The sequence below is a fragment of the Aliidongia sp. genome, assembly GCF_035943795.1.
Taxonomy (GTDB): domain Bacteria; phylum Pseudomonadota; class Alphaproteobacteria; order ATCC43930; family CGMCC-115725; genus Aliidongia.
Map to the genome: position 1 here is coordinate 1 of NZ_DASZBY010000003.1, position 16,191 is coordinate 16,191.

Sequence of the window (16,191 nt, forward strand, 5' to 3'; positions counted from 1 at the left end):
CCGACGCTACGACGCGCTCGCGAAGATCACTCGAATAGGGACAAGCCATGACTGCTGGCCTCCGTCTCCAGCAGTCATGTTGAATCAGATTTTCGAGCCGGGGGGAATCCCGATTCAGCTAAGAACGAACGCGCTCTAGTCACGCGGCGAACCCCGATACGCGAGCGGTTTCCGCGGCGGTCAGCGGCCGGCGGCGGGCGAACGCCCCGTTCGGGGCGGGATGGTCGGTCCGATAGTGGCCGCCGCGGCTCTCCGTTCGGTCGAGCGCGGCGGTCGCCATCATCAGCGCCACCAGCGCCGGCGCGGCGGCGGCGGTCCGACGGCGGGCGATCGGTGCCAGGCCCCGGATCGCCCGGGCCAGGCCGGTCTCGTCGCGCAGAACGCCCACATGGGCGCCCAGCAGCCGGCGGATTTCGGCCAAGCCATCGGGATCGGCCGGCAGCACCGCCGGCACCGCGGCCGACGATACCGGTCTGGAATGCTCCCGATCGGCCATGTCGCACGCTGCGGCCTGCGCCATCACGACGGCTTCCAGCAACGAATTGGAGGCGAGCCGGTTGGCGCCATGCAGACCGGTCGACGCGCATTCGCCAGCGGCCCAAAGGCCGTCGAGCGCCGTGCGCCCACGCCCGTCGGTCATGATGCCGCCCATGTGATAATGGGCAGCTGGCCGCACCGGGATCGCCATGGTCGCGGGATCGATGCCCGCCGCGCGACAGACTGCCGTTACCGCCGGAAACCTGCTGAGAAAGCGAGAGCCAATCGCGTCCCGCCCGTCGAGGAAGACGCGATGGCCCGCCTCGAGTTCAGCCCAGATCGCCCGGGCGACCACGTCGCGCGGCGCCAGTTCGGCGCGCGGCACGGCGGCCATGAAGCGTCGCCCGGTTTCGTCGATCAGGATCGCGCCGTCGCCGCGCAACGCCTCGCTGGCGAGCGGCATGGGATCGGCACCGATGTCGATCGCGGTCGGATGGAACTGCATGAATTCGAGATCGACCAGCGGCACGCCGGCCCCGGCCGCCAGGGCCAGGCCCTGCCCGATCGCACCCAGCGGGTTGGTGGTATGGCGCCAGAGCCCGCCGAGGCCGCCGGTCGCGAGCAGGACGCGGCCGGTTGGTAGCACGAAAGCTCGGCCGTCCTGGGCGAGTGCCATCCCTTCGACGCGGGAGCCGGCGACCAGCCGATACGCCTCGGTCGCTTCGAGCACGGTGATGGACGGCGTCGCCCGTACCGCGGCGATGACGGCTTTCATGATCTCGCGTCCGGACGTGTCGCCGCCGATATGCAGCACGCGTGGCCGACCGTGCGCCGCCTCCAGGCTCGCCAGCAGGCGACCTTCGCCATCCCGGTCGAACGGCACGCCGCAGCGGAGCAGTTCTTCGACGGCTGCAGGAGCGGCCTCGACGATCTGCCCGACCATCGCCGGATCGCACAGGCCGGCACCGGCCGCGATCGTATCCGCAGCATGCAGTGCCGGCGTGTCGCCCGGCAGGATGGCCGCGGCGAGACCGCCCAACGCCCAGCCGCTCGCCGCCCCCGTGCCGAGTGGCGCCTTGGTCACGACCACGACCGGACGTGGCGCCAAGCTGAGCGCAGCCATGAGGCCGGCGAGACCGGCGCCCACGATGACCGGACGGCCGGCGAGCCCCTGTGGATCGATGGTCATGGCAACTTCACCCGATCGCGATCATGCGTTCGACCGAGCGGCGCGCCCGGTCGGCCAGTTCGGCCGGGATCGTCACCGCATGGCTCATGGTTTCCAGCGCATGACGGATCTTGGGCAGGGTGATGCGCCTCATGTGCGGGCACAGGTTGCACGGCCGCACGAACTCGATGTCGGGATAGTCGACCGACACATTGTCGGCCATCGAGCATTCGGTGACGAGCGCCACCCGCGCCGGCCGATGGCTCCCGACATAGCCGACCATCGCCGCGGTCGACCCGGCGAAATCGGCAGCCTCGACCACCTCGCGCGGGCATTCCGGATGGGCCAGCACGACCACGCCCGGATGGCTCTGGCGCAAGGTCGCGATGTCGGCGGCGGTGAAGCGCTCATGCACCTCGCACTGCCCCGCCCAGGCGATGATCTCGACCTTGGTTTCCGCCGCGACGTTCTGGGCCAGGTATCGGTCGGGCAGCATGATGACGCGCGGCACCCCCAGGCTTTCGACCACCTTCACCGCATTGCCCGAGGTGCAGCAGATGTCGGACTCCGCCTTCACCTCGGCCGAGGTATTCACATAGGCCACGACCGGCACGCCCGGATAGCGCTCGCGCAGCAGCCGCACGTCGGCGCCGGTGATCGAGGCGGCCAGCGAGCACCCCGCCGCCGGATCGGGAATGAGCACAGTGCGGCCGGGATTGAGCAGCTTCGCCGTCTCGGCCATGAAATGCACGCCGGCCAGCACGATCACGTCGGCCCTGACACGGACCGCCTCGCGCGCGAGCGCCAGCGAATCGCCGACGATGTCGGCGACGCCGTGGAAGATCTCCGGCGTCTGGTAGTTGTGCGCGAGCACGATGGCGTTGCGCTCGCGCTTCAGCCGTTCGATCGCGGCGATATCCTCGGCGAAGAACGGCCACTCCAGCGGCGGAATGAACCGGGCCAACCGGTCTTGAAGTGAAGTGCTGTCGGTGGGAGCAGGCAAAGTCGGCATCGCGGACTCCTTTATACTCGTTTGGAGCATTTCTGGGGAGAAAAAGAGCCGGAACGATCCGGCCGACTTATGCTACTCATGAGTATAAATGGTTTGTCAACCGTCTCCGCCGCCAAGGCGGTCGGGTCAGACGGTACGCGACAGCGGCAGCTTGGTGCCGGACACGGCACGCTCCGCCAGGATCTCGCGGCGAAAACGCACCAGCTTGGCGGGGCGGCCGCCGGTGCCGGCCTCGATCTCGCCGGTCTCTTCGACCAACCCTTCGCCCTCGATGAACCGGCGGAAATTCTGCTTGTGCAGGCGGCGGCCGGCCAACGCCTCGACCGAGCGCTGCAGGTGCAGCAGGGTAAAGGCCGCGGGCAGCAGCTCGAACACGACCGGTCGGTATTTGATCTTGGCACGCAGGCGGGCGATGCCTGTCGCCAGGATGCGCCGATGGTCGTGCTCCATCGCCTCGCCCGGGACCAGCCGGTCGGTCGGGACCGGACGGGTCCGGGCGGCTTCCGGCACGAGGCCCGCCTCGTACAGCAACTCGAACCGCTGCAGCACCAGATCCTCGTTCCAGCTGCGCTCGGTAGCGCCGAAGGTGACGGCGGCACGCTGGCTGCGCTGGCGGCGGACGGCAGGATCCGCCGCTTCCTCTGCCCAGGCGGCGAGGCGGGGCAGGATGAGTTCGACGACCAGCCGGTTCGGCCCGCCGCGCCAATCCTCCCACGGCAGATAGCGATACCAGTTCTGCCAGCCGGCGCCCGGTCGCGAGCCGCCGACCTCGCGGGCCAGGCCGAGATAGCTGAGCGAGATGACCCGCTCGATATGCCCTGGCGTCCGGTCGCGGTCGGCGAAGGTATAAAGCTGTTCGACATAGCCCAGCGGCTGACGGGTCTGCGCCTCGACCCAGGCGCGCAGGCCCAGCTCGAGCGTGCGATGATCCGGCTCGAACGGTCCCGACGGCAACGCGCCTCCGGCACCGACCACGAGTACGCGCGGCTCGTCCGCCGTGACCGCAACCACGACGGCGCTCAGTTCGAGCCGCAAGGGCTCAGAAGCCGGATCGATCGGAGGCATCGCGCCCTTCATTTGAATACCAACGGTATTCTATCCGACCCGAACCTCCGGACCAAGCACGCAGGGGCGGCCCGAGCCACCGCCCCCGTGCCGGAGCTAGATCAGATCGCCCAAGGTCAGTGGCACGTCATGGGAAGCACCCCCGTCCTGCATGACCCGGAGCGTCAGCGTCGTTCCCGGAGCGCCCTTGAACTTTTCGCGCAGGTCGCTGAGCGGGATGTCGGACGATGGTGTGCCATCGACCGCGACGATGCGGTCGCCGGCCTTGAAGCCCGCCGTCTCGCCGCCGCTTCCGGCCGTCACGTCGGCGATCGACACATTGCCATCCGGCTCGCGCATCAGCCACAGCCCGGAACGGTCGAACAGGTCGGCCGTGTCGAAGGCGGCATTCGGCTGCAGGTAGAGCACCTGATGACCATAGTCGAGCGTCAGCGTGAAGCGCCGCAGCAGATCGCCGCCAATGTTGCCGGCGGTCCGGGCCGCGGCACCGACGCCGCGCGTGCCGCCGGCGATCAGGGTTACCGGCTGCTTCAGGATGATCGAGCCGATCTTGAACTCGTCGGCCCGCGCCAGCAATTCCCGGGCGGGACCGCCCAGGCCATAGCCGGCCGTCGCCAGGCGCGTCGCATGATAGCGTTCGGTCAGATGGTTGGCCTCGGCGAACGGCCCCATCACGGTCAGCGCCGAGCGGGCCCCGGTATCGATCTCGAATTCACCGGAAACGCCGTCGATCGACGCCTCGATCATCGGGATATGCTCGTCGAACTTGAACGGAACGGCAACGGCACCCGCCGGCGGCTTGAAGGCAGAGGGCCGGGTCAGCGTCATCTCGCCCTTGGCATAGTCGATCGTCATGACCGTCCGCTTCGGGATCTCATAGCCCAGCAGACCGGCGGCATCGAGGCCCTCGACCTTCGCGGCCATCGAAAAATCCGTCGTCAGGAAAACCTGGTCGCTCAGCTTGAATCCGCCGAGATCGACCGACCGGACCTTGGCAAGCCCCATGGCCGACGTGGCCTGGCCGAAGCCGCCGCCCGGCAACGCGCCTTCGGCCTTGACGCCCAGCGACATCGCGTGCGCGGTGTCGAGCAGGGCCGACGCCCCGGTGTCGAACATGAACTGTTGCGGCGCCTGTCCGTTGATCGCCGCTTGGACATAGATGTGGTTGTTGGCCAGCTTGAACGGGATCGTGAGCTGGTCCCGCCCGACCGGGAACGGGTCCGTCTCCTTGGGCGGCGGTGGTGGCGCGAAACGCTTGGCGGCAAGGGTGCCGCCCGCCTGCAGAACGGCCGCAGTCGATATCGTATCGAACTTGGCCTCGCCCATGGTGTCGCGGTTTTGGAAGGGCAATCGAACCCCGCCGACCTCGCGATAGTCCGACAGGATCTGCGTGTGAGGTTGCGCGCCGGTGATTTCCACCTCCCGCGCGATCCGATGGCTGGTCCGCTCGAACCAGAGCTCGAACGGCTCGGACCCCTTCGGGGTGACCTTCACCGCATCGTAGGTGACGCCGTCGGTGTGCCGCTCGCCGACATAGAGGCGGGTGGCCGGCCAGCGCGCCGGCCAGAAGAAGGCGTAAGCCGATCGATAGGACTGCTCGATGGCGGAGGCGAGTGCCTCGCCGCCCTCCTCTATGCGGACCTGGCCCGACGGATCGGTACTCCAGGCGGCCTTGCCGTCCCATCCCTGGGATCCGGTCGCCGGCCCCAGCACGAATTTCTGAATGCTCAGCACGTGGCGAAGATCGATCAGGTTCTCATACGTGCCTTCCAGACCATTCGCGGCGAGACTGCCACGCTCGGTCAGGCTCTTCAGCCTGTCCCAGCCGGCGCCGCCGGTCGCCGCCTTGGCTTCGGCCAGCAGATGATCGGCCCGGATCGCAGGGTCGTCGGCCGCCATCGAGGCCGTAGCCGCCGCCAGAGCGAATCCGGCCAGCGCCGGCGCCATCTTATTCAATAGCCTCATCTTACCCCCTTCTCGGCGGAAACGGCGTTCCGCACTTGCGACGCTTGAAGCACGCCGCGTGCCGAAGGCAGAATCTCGCTTAAGAGGTTGGAATTGATGAGATTTATTAAACGATCCGCAGAGTGTGGTGAAATTCCCCACCGCTCGATCGCCGATCTCGCCACTCGCATGGCGAAATCGCCATTCAGCCCTGAGACGCCTTCGGCACTCAGCAGAGCGACGGCGCCGCCGTCATTTCCAGATGGTCGAACTCAGTGCACTGGCAGATATCGCGATCCGGCGGCACGGCGCGGGCGACCAGTCGCGAGATCGCCCGGTCGGACGAGGGCGAATTGCCGGTCGGCGCGCCGGTGAGCGTCGGAACGACGAACACGATCGCAAACAGGGCGACCACGACGGTCCACGCAGCCACGGTAGCGCGGCGCATCCCGTGCCGCCGGTCGGCCTTCGACCGGTCGAAATAGGTGTTGCGCATGAGGGCACCTCGGAAAAATCGAAGAAGCGTTTGCACCGCAATCGCTTTGAATGAACCGAAACATGGCGATGGCCGACAATTAATAAAACTGCAATATCGCCGCACTGGCATGCGGGCGCCGGATGGGTCTCCTCTCTATTGCAGCGCCGCGAACGCCTGGAAAAATCAAGCTTATTTCGATGCATGCCGGCCATGCCCATGCCAACGCCGTCCACACGGCGGAATTGTAAAGGGCTTCGCAAAAAATCAACCTTCTTCGGGTATGGTCCTCCTACGTTCTTTCAAGAACATTGGGGACCCTGCATCGTCATGGCCGTCTCGCTGTCTGCCAATGCCCCCTGGCGGGCCAATCTCCTGACGCTGCACGCCCGCTTCCTGCCGCCCTCGGCAAGCTGCGGCGAGGCTTATCGCGTGCTGGCGGACGACCTCGAACTGCCGGGCCTCGCGATCATCGAGGACGGGCGGATCGTCGGGTCGATCGACCGTCACAGCCTGCTCTCGACCTTTGCCCGCCCCGTGGTGCGCGACGTCTACGAGCGCCGGCCGATCGCCCTGCTGATGGACCGCGCCCCGCTGATCGTCGGCCCCGAAACCAGCATCAGTGAATTGTCGGAACGCATCGGTCGCGACAAGCCATCGGCGCTGATGAGCGGCTTCATCATCGCCGACGATGGTCGTTTCGTCGGCATTGGTTCGGTCTTGGACATCCTGCGGCTGCAGGTCGCGGAGAGCCGCCAGCGCGGGCTCGAACTCGAAGCCGCCCGGGCCGAGGCGGTGCGGGCGGATGCGGCCAAGTCGCAGTTCCTCGCCCACATGAGCCACGAACTGCGCACGCCGCTGAATGCGGTGATCGGCTTTGCCGACATCATCCAGAGCGAAATGTTCGGGACCGGCGAGGCCGCCTGGAAACGCTACAAGGATTATGCCGGGGACATCGGCGCAAGCGGCCGGTTCCTGTTGGAGGTCATCAACGACATCCTGGACCTGAGCAAGGCCGCCGCCGGCAAGGCGGAATTGCGCGAGGATCGCGTGTCCGTCGCCACCCTGCTGATCGGGGTCGACCGGTTCTTCCGCGAGCGCGCGCGGGACGCGGGCCTCGCCCTCGACATGCGGATCCCCGACCAGGACATCGAGTTGTGGGCCGATGAAACCAAGCTGAAGCAGGTAGCGCTGAATCTGGTCTCGAACGCGGTCAAATTCACGCCCGCAGGCGGACGGATCAACGTTTCGATGGCACTTCAGGCCGACGGGCAACTTCGGCTGACGGTGGCCGACACCGGCATCGGGATCGCCGAAAGCGACCTCGCCCGGATCTTCGAGCCGTTCATCCAGCTCGACAGCTCGCTGTCGCGACGCCATGCCGGCACGGGCCTGGGCTTGCCGCTCGCTCGCAGCTTCGTCGAACTGCACGGCGGCACGCTCGACGTCGCCAGCCGGCCGAACGCCGGCACCACCGTGACCGTTCTGCTGCCGTCCAGCCGCATCCAAGCGATCGACGCGTTCCGCACCGCGGTCTGAACGTCCGCGTCAGAGCGGTCGATAGCCCTTGTCGGTCATGCAGCTTTGCATGATCTGGGCGGCATAGTCCGCGTCGCCGCCGGTCAATTGAGACCTCTGCGACCCATAGTCGCCCATTTTACGCCAGTCGCCACCGCGGCTGGCCGTGATATCCTGGTCGATATCGGCGCTCTGCTTGGTGACGGCCCGCATCTCGGACCTGCATTCGGCATAGTCCGCGTTGCGCTGGTTGTCGTCTCCACCGGACTTGGTCCAGTTCCGGGCACCGGTCGAGCAGGCGGCCAGACCGGCCAGCACGGCGATTGCCCCGAGGCGGCAAGAAAGTGTTAACGCATTTACAGGCTTCATGAACGGATGCGTCCCATGCTTTGCATTTCCCTGCTTGTCCTGCTCGGTGCCGTGGTCGCCGGCTGCGCGCCTGCCGTCGACACCTGCGACCAGTTCGCGCCGGCCGCCGGCAAGCTGCCGAAGGATTGCCAGCCCAAGCCGGTCACCAGCCAGCCCTACAAGCAGGCCAAATATTGCTATTCCAGCCTTGGCCAGACCGATTGCTATGCCGAGCCGCAGCCGGGCCGCGCCGGCTACCTAGGCGCCGGAGACTAACGCCGGGGCCGCCGCCACGGCGCAGCGCCGCTCGGCCAGGCTCGACTTCACCATCCGCCGCTCGCCCAGGCTGAGCCCGCCCCAGCGTGCAATCTCCTGCAGCGTCCGAAGACAGCCCCGGCAGAAGCCGCTCGCCTGATCCAGCTCGCACACGCCAACGCAGGGCGAAGTCGCGGTCGCGTCGCAAATCACATCCGGCCCCATCCAAAATGCGTCAAACCGCCGGACCTTAGTCGAGCCGGGCCGCGCCGTCCAGCAATGGGCTCGTCCGGCAGTGTCCCGGCTTGAAATCCGAACGCGATCCCGCTTCACGAAACGGAGGGTTTTCCAATGATTGATGCCCGATGCACTTGCGGCGCTCTCACACTGACGCTTTCAGGACCATCGAGGCTGGTTGTCGCCTGTCATTGTCTCGACTGCCAACGGAGAACCGGTGCGCCATTCGGCGTAGGCGCCTTTTATCCGGTCGACGCCGTCGCCATTGCCGGGATCGCGAAAGAATTCACCCGCGATTCAGCAAGCGGCGGCAAGGTCCACACCTATTTTTGCCCAACCTGCGGATCGACGATCTATTGGAAGGCCGATAATCTGCCATCGCTGATCGGCGTTGCTGTCGGCGCCCTGGCCGACCCCAACCACCCGGCGCCCGTCAAATCGGTTTTCGAGCGGTCGAAACATGGTTGGGTTCGGATCGCGAGTGCCGTCGAACATTTCCCGCAAAGCAGCGTGGCAAAGCATTCGACCTGAGACGACACCATTCATCCCCCGCGCTTGCGCACCCCGTCCAGGATCCGCTTCGCCAGCGCCGCGTAATCGCCGTCGAAATGGTGGCCGCCGGTCGTCTTGACCTGCTCGACCCCTTTGTCGGCCAGCGCCGGACAGACCGTGTCGTCTTCCTCGGCGCCATAGAAGCACTGGATCAGCGCGGGCGGCACCTTCGAGACCTCGGGCAGGATCGGCAGGGCGTCGTCGCTGGGCGCGGCGCCCAGCCAGCCGCCCATGGTGATCTCGAAATCGGCGTTGTTGGCGAAGCCCAGCAGCGCCATCAGCACGACGTGGCCGCGCTGCTCGTTGGTAAGCCGATTATAGGTGAACGGCAACACGTCGGCGCCGAATGAATAGCCGATCAGCGCGACCTTGCTGGCATGCCACTTCGCCATGTAGGCCTTCATCACCGCCGCCAGCGCGTGGGTCGTCTCCTCCGGCGTCTTCTTGCTCCAGAAATAGCGGAGCGAGTCCCAGCCGACGGTCGGCACGCCCTGGCGCTGCAGGTTCTCCGCGATCGTCTTGTCGAGATCGCGCCAGCCACCGTCGCCCGACAGCACGATCGCCATGGTGGTCGAGGGATGATCGACCGGCAACTCGACCAGCGGCAGCGATGCGAGCCCGGTGGGGTCGGCGTCGGGCTTGTCCAGATGGGCTTGGACGAGCGCGGCGAGCCCGTCGCCAGGCGACATGCCGGCGGCGAGATCCTCGACGGCGACGGGCGTCCCCTCGCTGGCGAGCAATGCCAAATGCGTCCGTATCGGCTTCGGCACCGTCGAGGTCAGGCCGACCGACCAGAAACCCTGCAGATCCTTGTCAGGTCCGTAAGTGTAGCCGCCGATGATCAGGTTCGCCGCGGCCTCCGGGCACAGCGGTCGACGGGTCGGGATCGCGATCGCGGGGTCGATCGACACGGCGCCGGCGAAGGTCGCGGACGGCACCTGGGCCAGCGCCGCCTCGGCGAGCGCCCCGCCCAGCCCGATGCCGGCGAGGATCGGCGAACGATAGGTCGCATAGGCGCGATCATGCTGGAGCTGCCGGCTCAGCCCTTCGATATCGCCGCCGAGGTTCAGGCATTTGTCGGGCACCCCGTCGAGCGTCACGAGATAGCCGTCGGTATCGACCTCGATGACCAGCGCGCCGCCCGCGGATAGTTTGGCCGCGGCACCGTCGTCATCCGCCGCCGGCGCGCCATGCCGGGAAAACAGCACGACGAGGCCGCGCATCTCGCCCTCCGGCTCGCTCAGGCGCACCGTGCCCAGGCGCCCGCCGTCGATGAGCGCGGGCGGGGCGGCCGAGGCCGGCGCAGCCGCGATGATTCCCCCCGCCACCATGGACCAGGCCAACAGCCGCTTGCTCGTCATCCGGCCCCTCATGCCTTGCTGCTGCCGGCCAGCACGACCACGTCGGCCAGCGCCACGAACGGCCCGATGGCGCCCGAGGCCGCCAGGTAGCGCGGTTCCCACAGCGGATGGAACTTGTTCTTGAAGGTCCGCAGCCCCTGGAAATTATAGACGCGCCCGCCATGTTCCCAGACCAGCCCGGCGATGCTGTGCCAGCGCGACGCGAGCGGCGTGCGGCCGATGCCCGACAGCGGCGCCATGCCCAGGCTCAGGCGTTCGAAGCCGTCCTCGCGCAGGCGCTGGGCGAGGCAGGTGAACAGGAATTCCATGGCATAGGGCGAGGCGTCGGCGGTATGGCGCATGATGCCGACCGTCGCCTCAGTCCGCCGATCGGTCGTCATCAGGCTGACGAACGCGACCGGATCGCCCGACTGGCTCAAGAGCGCCACCGAATGGGCGGCGATGAAGCTCGGCTCGAACGCGGCGACGGAAAAGCTCTTTTCCTTGGCGCGGCGGGCGGCGAGCCAGGCGTCGGAGATCCGGGTCAGGGTGGCGATGCGCCGCTGGGCCGCCTCGGGCGTCAGCATCTCGAGGGTCAGACCTTCGCGCTCGCCGCGCTTCAGCGCATAGCGCAGCCCCGACCAGCGGCCGCCCTGCAGCGTGAAGTCGGCGAGCGGCACGATCGCCTCCTCACCCAGCTTCAGGATCTTCAGGCCGGCATCGAGATAGAGCGGCAGGCTGTCGGCACGCACCTGGTAGAAGGCGGCGCGGCCGCCATGCTCGTCAGCCAGTTCCACGAAGCGCCAGATCAGCTCCGGCCATTCGGCGCGCGGACCGACCGGATCGTAGAGGGCGACCCAGCTACGCCCGCGCTTGGCATACATCAGGAAGCTCTGGCCGGAAGCGGAGAACAGGAAGCTCTTGTCGCCCATCATGGCGAGCATGGCCTCGCTGCGCCCCTGCTCGCCGATGATCTTCTCGACCTGCCCAAGCTCGGCCGGGCTGGGCGGCGCCACCCGGCCGGGGGCCGTGCGCAGCAGCTGGCCGGTGCCCAGCACCAGCGCCAGCACCGCCATGCCGAACAAGGCGCGCAACGCCCGCGGGGCCTGCTCGTCGAACTCGAAATGCCACCAGAGGTCGCGGGTATAGGCGACGTCGCGGAAGGCGAAGAACAGGATCCAGGACGAGCCGGCGAGTACGACTGCGACGCCGACGAACCATTCGACCGTGAACGGCTGTCGCAGGAACGAGGCGGGCCGGCTGAATTGCCGGCGGGTCGACAGCAGCATCAGGATGAAAAAACTGATGAACGCCAGTTCGTCCCAGGCCAGCCCCTTGCCGATCGACAGGCCCAGATTGACGAAGGCCAGCAGCAGGGCCAGCCACCAGGCCCCGTCCAATCGGTGATAGAGGCCGCGCGCCACGAACAGAAGCAGCACGCCGGCGAGGCTACCGAAGAAGTTCGACATCTCGACCGCCCAGAGCGGAAACAGGTCGTGCAGCGCCGCCAGCCGTTTACCGAACGCCGGCGTGGCGCCCGACACGATCAGCATGACGCCGACGAAGAAGGTCATGACGCTGAGGTAGATCGGTGCCAGCAGCCCGGCGCCGCGCAGCACCCGTTCCGTAGTGCCGGTCGTGCGCCCGGCCAAGCGTGTGAGTTCATAGGCCGCCAGCAGCACGCCGGCCAGCATCAGCGGCAACAGGAAATAGACCGCGCGATAGGCCAGCAGCGCCGCGGCGGCGAGGCTGGGCGAAACGCGGCTGCCGAGCGAGAAGACCACGACAGCCTCGAACACGCCGATGCCGCCCGGCACGTGGCTGAGCACGCCCAGCGCCGTCGCTGCGGCATAGATCGCCGAGAAGGTAGCGAAATCGACCCGCCCGTCGGCCGGCAGCAGCAGCCAGAGCGCCGCCGCGGCGCCCGCCAGGTCGATGGCGGTCAGCAGGATCTGCGCGAGCGTGAGCCCGGCGCCGGGGATCTCGATGATCCATTGGCCGAAGCGGATCGGCGTGCGACGGGCGCCGCAGAACACGATGACCAGCGCCGTCGCCACGAGGACCGCGATGCCGCCGGCATGCAGAGCCTCGACGGAAAGATGCAACAGGTGACCGACGATCTTGCCGGCGAAGACCACGCTGGCGCCGGCATAGGCGGCGAGCCCGATGCCGAAGCCCGCGGTGATGAACAGCATGATGCGCGTGATCTGGTCGGGCTGCACGCCCACGGCACCATAGGCGCGATAGCGCACCGCCCCGCCGGTCAGCGCCCCGAACCCGACCGCATTGCCCAGTGCAGACCCGCAGAACGACCCCAGCAGCAGGGCCGAGGCCGGAATCTTCGCGCCGACATAGCGCAGGGCGCAGACGTCGCGCGCAACGAGCGCGGCGTAGCTGATCGCGGTGGCGCCGGCCGACCAGAGCAGCAGCCGGTTCGGTGTGCGGCGCATGGCCCGGATCATCGCGTGATAGTCGATGCCATGAGACAGGCCATGCAGCAACGCCAGCACGATGCCGCAGGCGACCAGCGCCGTGACCGGCGCAATGAGGCGCCGCAAGAGTCCCACGGCACCCTGGGGTCCGTCCGCCGGGACCTCTACCTCCTCCACCCGATCACCTCCGCTGGAATCTCGCGAGAGGTGTAGCGCATCGGGAGGCCTTCCCGCCACTCACGACCCCAGGAGGACTATCAACGGTGCCATTCTCCAGGCGGTTCCGTCGCGGGACGATGGGCAGCGGCGCGTCCCTCACGCCCCCAACGTCAGATCACGAACCCTTCGCCGCCGGCGCCTGCAGGTCGGCGAGCTTTGTCTCGAGCGTCTTCACCCGGGCATCCGGGATCTTATAGGCCCAGCCGTTCGTCCTCTGAGCGATCTCCTCGGCGGCTTTTGCACCGTCGCCGGTACCCTTCGCCGCGAATTTGACCCAGGTGGCGCCATCCTGATCGACCAGTGTCAGGTCGAGCGCCAGCCCATCGAACGTTTCGACATGCGCGGTCGCGACCGGCAACGCGGTGAGTTTCGCCGCCGGCTCGATGTCGGTCAGATCGAGATACCGAAATGCCGCCGCGAGATCGCCGCCCGGATTGTCCGACTTCGGCTTGAAATCCTTAGGCAGGTCCAGGATCGCCAGCTTGGCTTCGGCCTTGTCGCGCGTGAGCACCAGAGGTTTCGTCCCAGCGGCCGCCGGCGTCAGGCTGATCAGCCTGATCTTGTCGGCATCGAGATCCACCAGCTTGCGATCAACCCAGCTCAGCGTATCGCCGGGCAGGTCGAACGCCGGCGCGGCCAGCCAGGTATGCGGATCGTCCGGCTTGCGGACATAGAGGCCGTCGTCGCTGCCGGCCAGACCATAGCGCCGGCGGCCGACGATCAGCTTCACGATATCGGCGCCGTTGGCATCGCCGAGCGCAACCGCCTTCGACTCCGAGCCCTTGTCGCCCGGGTTGCCGAGATCGAGCCGATCGTAGAGTTTCGGCCGTTCCGTCTTGGGTTCGACCGTCTTGAGGTCGACCAGAGCGGCCAGGATCGGGCGCAGGATGCTGCCATCGACCGGATAGCCGCCCTTGTCGGCCAGCATCCAGCCGTCGAGCGGCAGTTCCCCGGCCTTGGCCGCCGGGCCTTTACGCTCCAGCGTCACGGTGCCGCTGGCACCGGTCACCGTCAGCTTGGCGGCGCCGGCGATCCAATCCTTGAGGCTCGGGAAAACCGACCCGGTCGCGACATTGGCCATCCGGGTGCCACCCGGGGTCGGCACGAAGACCGCTGCCGCGGTCACAAGTACGGTGGCGGCAGCGAAGGTGATGAGAGTGTTGCGGCGCATCTCGTTCGCTCCCTCAGACCGCATGCGCGCGGCGCTTGCGCCGCTGCGCCCGCACCATGCCGATGACCAGGGCCAGGAGCGCGATCGCGATCGGCACCAGCGCCACGTCGAGCCCGACCAGCAGGCCCTTCAGCCGGTCGATGTCCTGGCGCAGCGCCAGCTGGACCTGCCGCAATTGCTGGCGCGTCTGGATGATGGTCGAGGACAGGTCGTTGATCGACTGCTGCTGCTCGGCGGTCAGAGGCACCTCTTTACCGTCGGGCCCCTTGGTGGTGCGCAGTTCGCTGAGCTTGGTCTGGGTTTCGCGCAGCTTGTCCTGCAGCTCCTTTTCCTTGGCACGGTAGCTGTCCTCGGCCTGGCGCTGCAGTTGATCGACCACGGTGAACGGCCGCACGGCGCTGCCACGCGAGCGCAGGCCGATCAGGTCGCCGGTCCCGGCCAGGCTGTCGACCGCGTTCTGCACCAGATCGCCATTGTTGGCCGTGGGGGTCGCCGCGCGCTGGCCGAAGAAATCCTGCACCTGGACCCAGAAGCGGTCGTCGAGCAGGTCGCTGTCGGCGACGACGATGACGTTGATCGGCTCCTGGGCCGTCTTGACCTGGTTCGGGTCGGCCGCGAATTTCGGCGCATCCGGCTTCGGCGCATCTGCCGCTTTGGAGGGATCCGGCTTGGCCTCTTCGGGCTTTTCGTCGACCGGCTTGCCGTCGGGGAAGGCGGTGTCGGCCGGGCCGGTGATGCGGGCGGCGAGCGTGTAGCGCTCCCCCGTCGCCTTGAAGCCGGCGAGCAGGCCCAGCACGTCGGGCAGGCCCTGAACCTTGGCGGTATCGATCAGCTCGGCCTGGGCGGACGAGCGGACCAGCCACTCGAACTTGGTCTTGGCCTCCTTTATCGGCCGCAGTGCACCCGCGGTCGCGAAATTGAGCTGGCCCAACTGGCCGGTCACCGGATCGTCATGGTTGATCTGGTCGCCCTTGAGGTTGAGCCACGCCAGATATTCGGCTGCCTGCACGCGGGTCCCGGTGCCGGCATTGACCTTGCGCGCGGCCAGCCGGTCGCCGACCACCTTGCCCGGCACCAGCTCCACGCCCCAGGCCTTCAGCAGCCGGTCGAAGCTGGCGGTCGACGGACCGCTGCCCGGCGGGCTGAGCATCGAGGGGTGGGCCTGAGCGAATTCCGAGCTGGGATCGGCGAACACCAGGGCATGGCCGCCCTTCATCACGAACTGGTCGATGGCATATTCGGTCTTGGCCGGCAGCTTCTGCGGCTGGACCACCATCAAAAGATCGATGTCGTCCGGCACCTTGTCGAAGCTCGTTGAGACGTCGCGCACGTCGAAGCCCTGGCGCAGCTGATCGAGCACGACCTGACTCTGCGTCGGCTGCCCCTGCATGCGCGCCATCGGGTCGCCGTCGAGCGACAGGCTGGAGACCAGGCCGATGACCTTTTTCTTCGGAAACGCCAGCTGTTGGATCAGCTTCGTCAGGTCGTATTCGAGGAAACGCTCGCGATCCGGTTGGAAGAACGCGATGTTCTGCTTGTCGTCGGTCGAGTTGGAGCCGGCCAGGCCGAAATAGACCTGCTCCCCGCCCTCGTCCAGGGGCACGCCCTGCAGACCGGCGGCGGTCGCCTGGTCCTCGACCTCGGAATAGGGCTGCGGATCAAGGATTTGCAGGTTGATCTTGCCGTGCGCATCGGCGGCATATTCCTGCAGCAGTTCCCGCACCCGCTGGGCGAATACACCGAAGCTGGGAACCTGGTCGCCCAACTCCTTGGAATAGAACAGCTTCAGCGTGACCGGCTCGTCGATCTTGGCCAGCACCGCCTTGGTGCCGTCCGACAGGGTATAGAGGCTCTGGTCAGTCAGGTCGAAGCGGTCGCCGCCGAGCAGCTTGCCCGACAGCGCATTGACCGAGATCAGCAGGACCGCGGCGAGGCCGAGCCCCGCCAAAGTCATTCCGGTAGCGGAACGGCTCATGGA

General features: G+C 67.3%; 14 protein-coding genes. 3 read left to right on the forward strand and 11 right to left on the reverse strand.

Annotated elements, in window-relative coordinates:
• Positions 1–139 precede the first annotated feature (139 nt).
• The 5 genes from VGV37_RS00325 to VGV37_RS00345 all read right to left on the reverse strand — a co-directional run bounded on the left by VGV37_RS00325 (position 140) and on the right by VGV37_RS00345 (position 6,162).
• Positions 140–1,666 carry an L-aspartate oxidase gene (locus tag VGV37_RS00325; RefSeq protein ID WP_326877590.1) on the reverse strand — a complete coding sequence of 509 codons (1,527 nt, stop codon included), beginning with the start codon at positions 1,664–1,666 and terminating at the stop codon, positions 140–142.
• Positions 1,667–1,673: 7 nt separating this feature from the next.
• Positions 1,674–2,657 carry a quinolinate synthase NadA gene (nadA, locus tag VGV37_RS00330; RefSeq protein ID WP_326877591.1) on the reverse strand — a complete coding sequence of 328 codons (984 nt, stop codon included), beginning with the start codon at positions 2,655–2,657 and terminating at the stop codon, positions 1,674–1,676.
• Positions 2,658–2,783: 126 nt separating this feature from the next.
• Entirely contained in the window at positions 2,784–3,722 is a 939-nt protein-coding gene (locus VGV37_RS00335) for an NUDIX hydrolase (protein WP_326877592.1), read from the reverse strand.
• Between the two features lie 96 nt (positions 3,723–3,818).
• Complete coding sequence (locus VGV37_RS00340; protein ID WP_326877593.1) at positions 3,819–5,687, reverse strand: aspartyl protease family protein; 1,869 nt, start codon at positions 5,685–5,687, stop codon at positions 3,819–3,821.
• Between the two features lie 208 nt (positions 5,688–5,895).
• A complete protein-coding gene (locus VGV37_RS00345) occupies positions 5,896–6,162 on the reverse strand; it encodes a hypothetical protein (RefSeq protein WP_326877594.1) in 267 nt (88 codons plus the stop codon).
• A gap of 309 nt (positions 6,163–6,471) precedes the next feature.
• On the opposite strand from VGV37_RS00345, the gene VGV37_RS00350 reads away from it, so the two are divergent.
• Complete coding sequence (locus VGV37_RS00350) at positions 6,472–7,680, forward strand: sensor histidine kinase (protein ID WP_326877595.1); 1,209 nt, start codon at positions 6,472–6,474, stop codon at positions 7,678–7,680.
• A 9-nt stretch (positions 7,681–7,689) separates the two neighbouring features.
• Here VGV37_RS00350 and VGV37_RS00355 read toward each other — a convergent pair whose 3' ends face one another.
• Positions 7,690–7,977 carry a hypothetical protein gene (locus VGV37_RS00355; protein ID WP_326877596.1) on the reverse strand — a complete coding sequence of 96 codons (288 nt, stop codon included), beginning with the start codon at positions 7,975–7,977 and terminating at the stop codon, positions 7,690–7,692.
• 66 nt (positions 7,978–8,043) lie between these two features.
• On the opposite strand from VGV37_RS00355, the gene VGV37_RS00360 reads away from it, so the two are divergent.
• Positions 8,044–8,283, forward strand: a complete 240-nt coding sequence (locus tag VGV37_RS00360; RefSeq protein ID WP_326877597.1) for a hypothetical protein — start codon at positions 8,044–8,046, stop codon at positions 8,281–8,283.
• On the opposite strand, the gene VGV37_RS00365 is transcribed toward VGV37_RS00360, so the two are convergent.
• Positions 8,266–8,475, reverse strand: a complete 210-nt coding sequence (locus VGV37_RS00365; protein ID WP_326877598.1) for a DUF1289 domain-containing protein — start codon at positions 8,473–8,475, stop codon at positions 8,266–8,268. The two genes, VGV37_RS00360 and VGV37_RS00365, sit on opposite strands and share 18 nt — an antisense overlap.
• A 138-nt stretch (positions 8,476–8,613) precedes the next feature.
• On the opposite strand from VGV37_RS00365, the gene VGV37_RS00370 reads away from it, so the two are divergent.
• The gene (locus tag VGV37_RS00370; protein ID WP_326877599.1) at positions 8,614–9,030 is read left to right on the forward strand and encodes a GFA family protein; all 417 of its coding nucleotides are present in this window, start codon (positions 8,614–8,616) and stop codon (positions 9,028–9,030) included.
• Positions 9,031–9,041: 11 nt separating this feature from the next.
• Here the strand turns inward: VGV37_RS00370 and VGV37_RS00375 are convergent, their stop codons facing one another.
• The 4 genes from VGV37_RS00375 to VGV37_RS00390 all read right to left on the reverse strand — a co-directional run bounded on the left by VGV37_RS00375 (position 9,042) and on the right by VGV37_RS00390 (position 16,188).
• Complete coding sequence (locus tag VGV37_RS00375) at positions 9,042–10,412, reverse strand: virulence factor family protein (protein ID WP_326877600.1); 1,371 nt, start codon at positions 10,410–10,412, stop codon at positions 9,042–9,044.
• Between the two features lie 8 nt (positions 10,413–10,420).
• Positions 10,421–13,000, reverse strand: coding sequence for a bifunctional lysylphosphatidylglycerol flippase/synthetase MprF (mprF, locus tag VGV37_RS00380; protein ID WP_326877601.1), 2,580 nt, complete (start codon positions 12,998–13,000; stop codon positions 10,421–10,423).
• Between the two features lie 157 nt (positions 13,001–13,157).
• On the reverse strand, positions 13,158–14,213 hold the full coding sequence (locus VGV37_RS00385; protein WP_326877602.1) for a DUF4340 domain-containing protein: 1,056 nt from the start codon (positions 14,211–14,213) through the stop codon (positions 13,158–13,160).
• 13 nt (positions 14,214–14,226) lie between these two features.
• Positions 14,227–16,188, reverse strand: a complete 1,962-nt coding sequence (locus tag VGV37_RS00390) for a GldG family protein (RefSeq protein ID WP_326877603.1) — start codon at positions 16,186–16,188, stop codon at positions 14,227–14,229.
• Positions 16,189–16,191: the final 3 nt, after the last annotated feature.